The following is a 5,013-nucleotide window of genomic DNA, read 5'->3' on the forward strand; positions in this document are numbered from 1 at the left end:
TTGAGCACTTGATCAACTACGATCACCAAGGTAGCGACCACGATCAACTGTACGATGATCCGTATCTTGGAAGGGATAATGTCACGCATCAAAGAAATGACCACGTTGCCAAGTCCCATTACGAACAATACCGCAATCGCCATTACTACAGAGGCCTTTAATTCCGCAGTAATCGCCAATGCCGAACAGATTCCCAATACCTGAATCGTTATCGGGTTGTTGTCCGCCAAAGGATCTGTTATAAGGCTAACATCTTTTTTTGTCAATAGTGCCATGTTAGTTCTTGCTTATTTTGGTTAAATACTCTTTGTATAAGTTTACGCTTTCGGAAATCATTGCGGAAACCCCGTTTCCGGTAATGGTCGCGCCTGCCAAAGCATCGACCTTGTTGTCCTCTTTGCGATCGTTCAGCGGGTCGTTGTTGCCTTTTGCGACGCTGATGCCTGAATACCGCGTATCTTGCATAATACTCTCCCCTGTAAAATCATCCATGAAGTAGCGTTGATTTATATTCGCACCTAGGCCGGGCGTTTCCGCTTTGTGATCAAAAAACACCCCTTGCACTACCATATTAGTATCAAGGGCGATAAACCCCCAAATGGCATCCCAAAGTCCTTTTCCGTACATGGGGATGATATAGAACTCCTTATCGTCCTTTTCACCGATGAAAAGCGGCAATTCGGGCGTTTCTCCCTTTTTGTACAATGCCAACTGTTTTTTCATATCGATAAGGTAGGCCTCGTTATTGTCGATGACACTATCCCCTTTGATGACCAGCTGCTTTTTGATGTATTTCGAAAACTGGTCCTCGACCACATCGGTTCCTATAAAACTAACCCCACCATCCTCAACATTATCGTTGACCCCCATGGCGTACAAAATGTTCTGCTGTTTCTCAAAGCGTTCGTTTTCTTTGATGCGGCTGCTCAGGCCCGAGGCCAAAAACGCGAGCAACGAGCCGACAACGACGACCATGATAGCGGCAAAGACCACCGTATAGACATTTTTATCCGTATTGATTGCCATAATTATGCAGTTTCTACTTGAAGTTCCTTTTCCTCGCCTTCCGAATCCTTAGGTAGCACCGTGGCGTTTTTCAATCGTTTCAATCTTCGTTTTATATTTCCGCGGATGACATAATGGTCAATGGTAGGGGCAAAAACGTTCATCAATAGGATGGCCAAGAAAACACCTTCGGGATATGCGGGATTGAACACTCGTATCATGACGGATAAAAATCCGATGAAGAAGCCATAGATCCATTTTCCACGGTTGGTCTGCGAACCGGTCACCGGATCGGTAGCCATATAGACGATACCGAAGGCCAGACCGCCCACAATCAGATGCTGCCAAAACGGGAAGCTCATCAAGCCATAGAATTTACTGGTGTCACCGATCCATCCCTGATCGACGACGCCGTTGAAAATTAGACCCATGGCCAAAGAACCGATGACTGCACTGAGCATGATCCGCCAACTGGCAATCTTACTGAATATCAAGAACAGACCACCCAACAGTATCAAAAAGGTCGAGGTTTCCCCGACCGAACCGGGAATAAATCCGAAGAACATATCCGAAAGGGAATAGGTGTATGAGCTCGCATCGTTCTGTGCCAGATAGCCCAATATAGTTTCCCCCGAAATGGCATCGGGACCGCCGGCGCGCTCAACGGCTTCATGTACCCATACCTTGTCGCCGCTCATCCAGGTAGGATAGGCGAAAAACAGGAATGCCCGAATAGTTAGCGCGGGATTCAATATATTCATACCCGTACCACCGAAAACCTCTTTTCCTATTACCACACCGAAAACCACGGCAACGGCCAACATCCAAAGGGGCGTATCGATAGGTACGATCAAGGGCACCAGCATTCCGGTAACCAAATAGCCTTCCTCTACCTCATGGCCCTTGATAACGGCGAAAATAAATTCCACAAGAAGACCGACACCATACGAAACTACGACCAAGGGAAGTACCTTGATGATACCGATCCAAAAGTTGTCCCAAGTCAAAAAATTACCGAATACGGAAAGTTCCCTGACCACCCCGCTTGCGGCGTCAATGGCCGCAAAATGCTGATAGCCTGCGTTGAACATCGAGAACAACAGCACCGGTATCAGTGCCATGATCACCGTATTCATCGTACGCTTCAAATCATCCGCCGCCCGAACGTGGGATCCCGAATGGGTCGTTTCGTCGGGCGTGAACAGAAATGTGTGCAGCGCATTGAAGGCCGGAGCCATTTTCTTACCGCGGTAATGATGCTTTAAAATGTGTAGCCTTTTCTTGAAAGTCAGTCTTTTATCACTCATCTTTTATCCTATTTCTTTTTGTAGCAAATCCAATCCTTCCCGAATAATCTGTTGGTGGGGCTGTTTGGAAACGCAAACGAATTCCGTAAGCGCAAAATCTTCGGGGGCCACTTCGTAGAGTCCCAATTGCTCCATTTCATCAAGATCTTTGACCATACAGGCTTTTAAAAGCTGCAGGGGATAAATATCCATCGGAAAGACCTTTTCGTACATGCCCGTAACGACGAAAGCCCGGTGTTCGCCATTGGTATTCGTATCGAGATCATATTTTTTATTGGGCTGCAACCATGAAAAAGTCAAGGCCCTTGTAGCCGAAATCTTGTTGAAAACGGGTTTGTTCCATCCGAAGAAATCGTAATCGTCGCCCTCGGGAATACAGGTTACCGTATTGTTATAGTAGCCTAGATAACCGTCTTGCCGTGATTTCGCACCTGTGAGCACATCGCCGTTTATGACCCTGAACCGCCCTTCATTCACCCCGCTGGCATATAGGAACGTGGATATCTCGGTACCGATTTTCGTGGTGTAATAGTGCGGTTTTTTGACGGATGACCCTACTAACGCAATCGTACGCTGGGGGTTGAATTTACCGGTCAACACCATTTCGCCGATAATGACGAGGTCTTGCGGGGAGACCGTCCAGACCGTTTCCCCTTTATTGATGGGATCGATCTTATTGATCTGGGTACCGACCAAGCCTGCCGGATGCGGGCCGGAAACCTTATGCAATTCTATGCCCGAAAGTCCGGCCAAAGGGGAACTGGACGATTTTCCTACGGAAACATGCACCTTACCAGCCGTAAGTTTCCCCAAAACGGTAATGGCGGCCTGTAGTTCTTTTTCCCTGCCTTGTAGTATATAGTCAAGATTCGCGGCTAACGGGGCGGTCGCATAACCGGAAACGAATATCGCCTTTGGATTCGTATCGGGATCGGCGATTATGGAATACGGACGCTGAATGATAAACGGCCAGCATCCTGTTTTGAGCAGATAGGCCTTGACATCGTCCTTGGATGCCTTTTCAACATCCAAAATACTATTCGTCACGGTTACCTGCTCTTTGTCCGCCAGTATCTTTATACTAAGGATACGCCTTCTGGCCCCACGCACGATTTCGATAAGCTCACCGCTAACGGGAGATACAAAAAGCATATCCTCTTTATTTTTATTGTAAAAAAGGGCCTCACCGGCTTTAACCTCGGCGCCTTCCTTGAGTACCATTTTCGGGGTCAGTCCATGAAAATCGTTTAGGTTTATGGCGTACACATTACTCAGAACGGCTTTTGAGGTATTTTGCTCTGCGGCACCGACAAGTTGTATGTCCAAGCCTTTGTTGATCTTAATGTCTTTTGACATATTGTAGTCGACCTTATATTAAGGAATCCAAAGCGTCGGACTCCGTAAAATTCGCGTCAAAAATACTACTTAAAAAAAAGTTTTCATAATAATTGCCCATAAATTTAGGTCGTTTGACGATCCGAATTCCATAGGATCACTTTTTGTTTACCTTTACCCAAAAAATAGTGGAAAAATGCGCCTAAGCCTTCAACAAATTCTGGTACTTCTTTTTACAACCTCCTTATTTTCCCAGGTACAGCCAGAGGTAAATCCCCCCAAAAACATTAAGACCGTTATCTTCGGCGGACCGACAGGAGAACAGTTTCCCGTACTTATGCTCGGGGAGACTATCAGGCTCGAATTCGACGATACGCTGGCCAACGAACAAGACTATTACTACAAAATCGTTCACTGCGATTACGACTGGACGCCCTCACAACTTTTAAAATCGCAATATCTGGACGGGGTCGACAATCAGCGGATCGTCGATTACGAAAATAGCTACAATACGTTGCAACCATATTCGAATTACCGGTTAACGATACCCAATGAAAATCTCAGCCTCAAAGTAAGCGGCAATTACGTACTCGAAATATACAACGACAGCTATGAATTGCAATTTTCGCGAAGGTTCGTAGTGTACACCGATGCGGTTAAAGTGGCGGCGACGGTAAAACGCTCCCGAAATTTCAATTTTCTGAACGAAAAGCAGGTGGTGCAGTTCAATATCAACCACGGCAATTTTTCATTGGTCAACCCAAAAAAAACGGTGCAGGTCGCCATACTGCAGAACTATCAGTGGCAAACTGCCCTTTTCAATATAGAACCCCAGTACATTTTGGGCACCGAAATGGTCTACAAATACGATGGGGAGACCAGTTTTTTTGGGGGCAACGAATACCTTAATTTCGATACCAGCGATCTAAGGGCACCCACTGCGCAGATTTCCCGTATTGAAGTGGCCGACTTGTACGAGCATTATCTTTTTACCGACAACTACCGATTCGATAAGGTTTACACCTATTTTCCGGATATCAATGGTGATTATGTCGTACGTACCCTTCAAGGTGAAAACAATTCGAGGGAGGCCGAATATACCAACGTTCATTTCTCATTGCCCTACGAAGAACTTCTGAAGCTTGACGAGGTCTACGTCTACGGAAAGTTCAACAACTATGCCCTGGCCCCGGAAAATAAATTGACCTATAACGAAGACAATGGCCTTATGGAAGGCAGCATCAAATTAAAGCAGGGCTTCTATAACTATAAATATGCAATCAAGCGCGAAGACGGAACAATCGACCTCAACACGGTCAGCGGTAATTTTCATTTTACGGAAAACGAGTATCTGATCTTGGTGTAT

At 46.0% G+C, this 5,013-nt stretch carries 5 protein-coding genes; 1 reads left to right on the forward strand and 4 read right to left on the reverse strand.

The window, feature by feature from the left end; genetic code table 11:
- The 4 genes from ACEW8S_RS14370 to ACEW8S_RS14385 form a co-directional block, all read right to left on the reverse strand.
- The coding region (locus ACEW8S_RS14370) for an Rnf-Nqr domain containing protein (protein WP_373518826.1) at positions 1–275 on the reverse strand (275 nt) is incomplete at its 3' end.
- A gap of 1 nt (position 276) precedes the next feature.
- The gene (locus ACEW8S_RS14375; protein WP_373518827.1) at positions 277–1,026 is read right to left on the reverse strand and encodes a Na(+)-translocating NADH-quinone reductase subunit C; all 750 of its coding nucleotides are present in this window, start codon (positions 1,024–1,026) and stop codon (positions 277–279) included.
- Positions 1,027–1,028: 2 nt separating this feature from the next.
- Positions 1,029–2,312 (reverse strand): NADH:ubiquinone reductase (Na(+)-transporting) subunit B, encoded by a 1,284-nt coding sequence (locus ACEW8S_RS14380; RefSeq protein ID WP_373518828.1) that lies wholly within the window; start codon positions 2,310–2,312, stop codon positions 1,029–1,031.
- A 3-nt stretch (positions 2,313–2,315) separates the two neighbouring features.
- Positions 2,316–3,668: a Na(+)-translocating NADH-quinone reductase subunit A gene (locus ACEW8S_RS14385; RefSeq protein WP_373518829.1), complete on the reverse strand. Its 1,353-nt coding sequence runs from the start codon at positions 3,666–3,668 to the stop codon at positions 2,316–2,318.
- 175 nt (positions 3,669–3,843) lie between these two features.
- On the opposite strand from ACEW8S_RS14385, the gene ACEW8S_RS14390 reads away from it, so the two are divergent.
- Positions 3,844–5,013, forward strand: a 1,170-nt coding sequence (locus ACEW8S_RS14390; protein ID WP_373518830.1) for a DUF5103 domain-containing protein, incomplete at its 3' end; no start/stop codon positions are given.

Source organism: Pricia sp., assembly GCF_041745955.1.
Taxonomy (GTDB): domain Bacteria; phylum Bacteroidota; class Bacteroidia; order Flavobacteriales; family Flavobacteriaceae; genus Pricia.